General features: G+C 61.0%; 4 protein-coding genes. 2 read left to right on the forward strand and 2 right to left on the reverse strand.

The features are described 5' to 3' along the window. The first annotated feature begins 35 nt into the window (after positions 1 to 35). On the forward strand, positions 36 to 197 hold the full coding sequence (locus ACSQ3D_RS27735; RefSeq protein WP_436129014.1) for a type II toxin-antitoxin system PemK/MazF family toxin: 162 nt from the start codon (positions 36 to 38) through the stop codon (positions 195 to 197). Between the two features lie 516 nt (positions 198 to 713). On the opposite strand, the gene ACSQ3D_RS27740 is transcribed toward ACSQ3D_RS27735, so the two are convergent. Next, a complete protein-coding gene (locus ACSQ3D_RS27740) occupies positions 714 to 1268 on the reverse strand; it encodes an ATP-dependent Clp protease proteolytic subunit (protein WP_436129015.1) in 555 nt (184 codons plus the stop codon). Between the two features lie 246 nt (positions 1269 to 1514). Continuing rightward, positions 1515 to 3593: an ATP-binding protein gene (locus ACSQ3D_RS27745; RefSeq protein ID WP_436129016.1), complete on the reverse strand. Its 2079-nt coding sequence runs from the start codon at positions 3591 to 3593 to the stop codon at positions 1515 to 1517. A gap of 379 nt (positions 3594 to 3972) precedes the next feature. On the opposite strand from ACSQ3D_RS27745, the gene ACSQ3D_RS27750 reads away from it, so the two are divergent. Further along, a partial coding sequence (locus ACSQ3D_RS27750; protein ID WP_436129017.1) for a catalase occupies positions 3973 to 4974 on the forward strand: 1002 nt, incomplete at its 3' end.

The following is a 4974-nucleotide window of genomic DNA, read 5'->3' on the forward strand; positions in this document are numbered from 1 at the left end:
CACCTCCTATTGGGCCTCAGGTTTGAGGCTCGAAGGTGTCTAGTTCAGCCGGGGCGATTCACACCACGGTGATAGTGTGCGCACTCAGTTCTAATTTGCGTAAGGCGTCAGAGCCTGGAAAAGTTCTCCTCAAACCGGGTGAGGGCGAGCTGTCGCGGCGAAGTGTTGTCGTGTCTTCGCAAATCATGTGTCTATAGGATACGACTGGGAGACTTTATTGGTGCGCTATTGGCCAGCCGCGTTGATCAAGTGATGGCGGGGCTGCGTTTAGTTCAAGAAGCCTTTCATCGCGGCCGTTGATGCACACTGTAGAGACTCAGTGGCTGCGAAACTGATCGGCGGCACCCGCGCTGCCAATCGCGCTGCCATCGTGGTCCTCGCGATTCTGGCTCGATGTCCGCATGTGGTGGTGGGTCGATATCCGTCCGGCCAATCCATCTACCCCTGTCAACTTCAGAACTGGTCACCCTTCAGTTTTAAATAGGCCGCGCACGTTGGTTACAGCTAGACATGCTTGCAAGGCAATGACCGCTGTGGCTCCAGTCGGGATGGCCCAGCAAACCCACAGCACATTGCTCGTCAGGAAAACCCAGAAGCCAAGCTTTCGCCGAGACTCACTCTTCGAACCAACGAGCCATGCAGCTAGCACCGACGCTGCAAACGCAGGCCATTGAATGAAATCTGTAGTGTCCACGACCAGCTAACGAATGTTTTCAAAGGACGGATTCCACCAGACCATGCTCTAGCGCTTCAAAGGCGGTCAGATACCAGTCCTTTTCGAGCACGCGATTTTCGATTTCTTCAGCAGTTAGCAACGAGCCCTCGACCAACTTGGCGAAGCCTTCGCTTTGAAGTCTTTGTCCAGATTCGATTTGCGCAAGAACATCGTTCACTTTCGCGCGGCAGCTTCGAAGAGCGCCGTCGAGATTGATGGTGGCCGTCATCTTGCGCTCGTGAATCAGCAGTTCACAATCCTTGGTGAGGAAACGCTGCTCCTTGGGAATGGAAGACATGATGGTCACTCCTGCCGAGTACACATAAGTTTTGCCCAGGAAAAAGATCTGCGCACCGGTCGTCTGCCATAGCCTGATCTCTTCCGCAATTCGACGGCCTACCTCTGCATCTCCTCCGGATGTGCTCAATTCGAAGACAATCGGGCCGTCCTTGTGCGCTTCTGCCTGCTGCCTAAAGAACTCCGTAAGCATCGATTCGTTCACTTCACCAAAGAGGCGGAGGTTCGGAGCGAGCGAAGGAATAGTCTTAGGCATTGGATTTGGAATCAGTCGTGAAATGGAGCAGCGGCAACATGCCGTCTTACAGAGTGAGCTTAGGGGCGCTCCAACAGAGGTGCGTAGGACGGGCACATACATGTTTGTAGTAGACGTGCGAACGGCCTCCATTGACTACCAACCAGGTGGCCCGCAAGGTCTACACGCAGAGCGTGCCGCTGCGGCGTACGCAAACACAACACAAGACTGCAGCGGCGGAACAGGTGCGCAAGAGGGCGGTCAACATCACCCTTGTGCTGGTGGTTCTTGCATGACCTTGGCCAGTGCGGTGTACAGCATTTCGGGAGTGCAAGGTTTGGGCAACACCGAAAATCCGAGGCGCCGGATGTTATCGAGCTGTTCGGCATAACCGGTCATCAACAACAGGCGCTGCTGGGGCCACTCTTGTCGGATGTACTGCGCGAAAGCCACGCCGTCAATGTCGCCGGGCATGACCACGTCAGAGAGCACGATATCTGGTTGGTCACCGCGCTCCAGAAGCGCGCGGGCTTTGGCGGTGCGGTCTACATGCGTCACGCGGCAGCCCAGGGACTCGAGGATGGGCACCAGTGAGGCAGCCACGTCGGCGTTGTCTTCCACCATGAGCACCGATTTATCCAGAGATGCCAGCGTGGGGTGGGGCGCCGCGGCGGCTTCAGCCCGCGGCACGGCCGCAGGCAAAATCAAGCGCACGCGAGTGCCTGCACCGACCTGGCTCGATATCTCGGCGCGCCCTCCCAGGCGCTGGCACATGCCATACACCTGGCTTAGGCCCAGTCCAGTGCCTTCGCCCACGGCCTTCGTGGTAAAAAATGGCTCGAAGACCTTATGCAGCACCTCGTGCGCGATGCCCGTGCCAGAGTCCTGTACGTCAATCAAAACCATACCAAGCACGCCGCCGCCGCCGCCCGCCTCCAGAGCCGTGGCATTGCGCGAGACGATCGAAAGATTGCCTCCGCGAGGCATCGCATCACGGGCGTTGATCGCCAGGTTCAGCAGGGAAAGCTCCAGTTCCGCTAGGTCAAGTGTGACGGGCGCCGTGGCTGCGTCCACGTGCACCTGAAGATGGATCTGGCTGCCCAGGGCAGGGCTGACCAGGTCCTTGATGGAAGGCAGCTTGTCCTGTAGCACCACGTGCTCGGCTACCAGAGGCTGACGGCGCGAGAAGGCCAGCAACTGCCGCGTGAGATTGGTTGCAGATTTCACGGCCCGCGCGATCGAGTCCACCTGCTGGGTGGCCACGCCCGGCGCCGCACGCCGGATGAGATGCAGGTTGTTGCTGACCACCATCAGGGCATTGTTGAAGTCATGGGCCACACCGCCGGTGAGGCGGCCCAGCGCCTCGAGCTTTTGCGCCTGCAGCAAAGCCTCTTCGGCGCGGTGGCGGGTTTCGATTTCCTTTTCCAGTTTCTCCATGGTCTGCAGCGCCATGCGGGCATTGCGCAGTGCGATGGTGGCCGTGAGGAACAGGGCTGCCACCGGCAGCGCGCTCATGGCGAACAGGGTGCCCAGCTCGGCCAGCACCTCGTTGCGCAGGGCGCTCAGGCTCATGCCGGTGCCTACATACAGCGGGTAGTTGTTGACCCTGCGGTACGCCAGGTAGCGGTCTTCACCGTTGACCGAGGACACGCCGCGCAGCTGCGCCGATTCCTCGCCACCCCGCAGGTGGGTCAGCACGGGGCCGTTGGGTGACAGCCTGTCCGGGCCACCGGGCACGTCGGGCCACCGGGTGTAGATCTCGCCGCCTTCCCGGAACAGGATGACGGCCAGGCCCGGATCGTCGGCCACCAGGTCGCTGTAGTAGCCGTTGAAATAAGAGGTCAGCAGCGTCACGTTGATGACGCCCGCGAAGCGCCCTTCGTTGTCGAAGAAACCGGTGCTCAGGTTCAGCACCATTTCCCTGGACGTCCGCGTGAGGATCGGCCGTGACAGGTAAGAGCCTTTGTAGCCCTGCTGGTGGACCTTGAAGTATTCGCCGTCCGAAAAATCCGTGACCGGGAACGGCAGCAGCCGGCTGCTGGCCAGGGACTTGCCCTGTGCGTCGAGGATCAGGATGGACTGGATCTGCGGCTGGTCGACCGTGCGGGCGCGAAGCGCTTCGTGCAGGGCGGTTTCGTTGCCACGCAGCTCGGCAGGGCTGCGGCCGTTGACCAGCACGAACACCTTGTCCTGCAGCGCCTCGGACGCCGCGATCACCTTGGAGGCATGCTCATGAACCACGCGCAGCGAGCGGCTCACGCGCGCCGCTGCATCGTCGCGTGCATTCATGTAGCGGGCCGCCCCCACCACGAGGTAGATGAACAGCGGCACCGCGATGCTCAGCATGACCAGAAGTCGAAGCCAACGGACCGACTCGACCGCTTGGCGCGGAGGGCTGTTGGCGACACCTGATATATCCGGCATGGTTCGTCCTGCGAAATGCGTGTGAAGATGGAACAGAACGAGGGGCTGATACGAGAGACAAGCCAACTCGTGGAGGGGTGATTACAACCTATTGCGGTAGTCGGCTTCGCCCTGTGATTGGCGATTGGGGGCGTCGGGCGGCAGACGAATGGTGCGGTGCGCCGAGTACGAGCAATATCCCACTGGCCACTGAGGCATTGGCCTACAAAACCGGCAGTGTGGGTTGCCCAAGATAACGGGGCTGTGGGCAGCTTCCTGCTCCACAAGGCCTCTTGTTTTCCTCACGCGCGAAGGCTCCACCATGATTAAAGATACCCGTGCCAAAGGCACGTCTGCGGCTGCTGCGGCCCGCAACACCGACAGCGGCCCCTCTGCACTGGGCGCTCCCGCCGATGTACATTCCACCAAGGCTGGAGAAACTAACGACTTGGCTGCAGCCATGCCCTACAACCCCATCAAGGCTGGCGAGCACGGGTTCAAGAACGGCGTGAACCCGCCTGCCGGCACCACCGCGGACCCCAAGTCGCGCCTGCCGACGGGTAGCACGCTGACGGAGGCCAACAGCAGCGACAAGACGGGCACCGTTGCAGCCGAAGGCGTAAACGCCACCATCGAGCCGCTGGACCGGGTGCGGGTAGACTCCACCGGCCAAGTCCTCACCACCAACCAGGGCGTGCCGATTGCGGACAACCAGAACTCGCTCAAATATGGCGAGCGTGGCCCGGCCTTGCTGGAGGACTTCATCCTCCGCGAGAAGATCACCCACTTCGACCACGAGCGCATTCCCGAGCGCATCGTGCATGCACGCGGCTCTGGCGCCCACGGGTTTTTTGAATGCTACGAGCCGTTGACCGAACTCACCCGTGCCGCACCGTTCAAGGAGGCGGGCAAGGTCACCCCGGTGTTCGTGCGCTTTTCGACGGTGCAGGGCGAGCGCGGTTCCAAGGACACGGCGCGCGATGTGCGCGGCTTTGCCGTCAAGTTCTACACCGACGAAGGCAACTGGGACCTGGTGGGCAACAACATGCCGGTGTTCTTCATCCAGGACGCGATGAAGTTCCCTGACCTGGTGCACGCCGTCAAGCCCGAGCCCCATCACCAGATGCCGCAGGCCGCAAGCGCGCACGACACCTTCTGGGACTTCGTCTCGCTGATGCCGGAGTCCACCCACATGCTGATGTGGGTGATGTCGGACCGCGCCATTCCGCGCAGCTACGCCACGATGCAGGGCTTCGGCGTGCACACCTTCCGGTTCGTCAATGCAGCGGGCGAGTCGGTGTTCGTGAAGTTCCACTGGAACCCG

It is taken from the genome of Acidovorax sp. LjRoot117, assembly GCF_964252695.1.
Classification (GTDB): Bacteria; Pseudomonadota; Gammaproteobacteria; order Burkholderiales; family Burkholderiaceae_C; genus Acidovorax.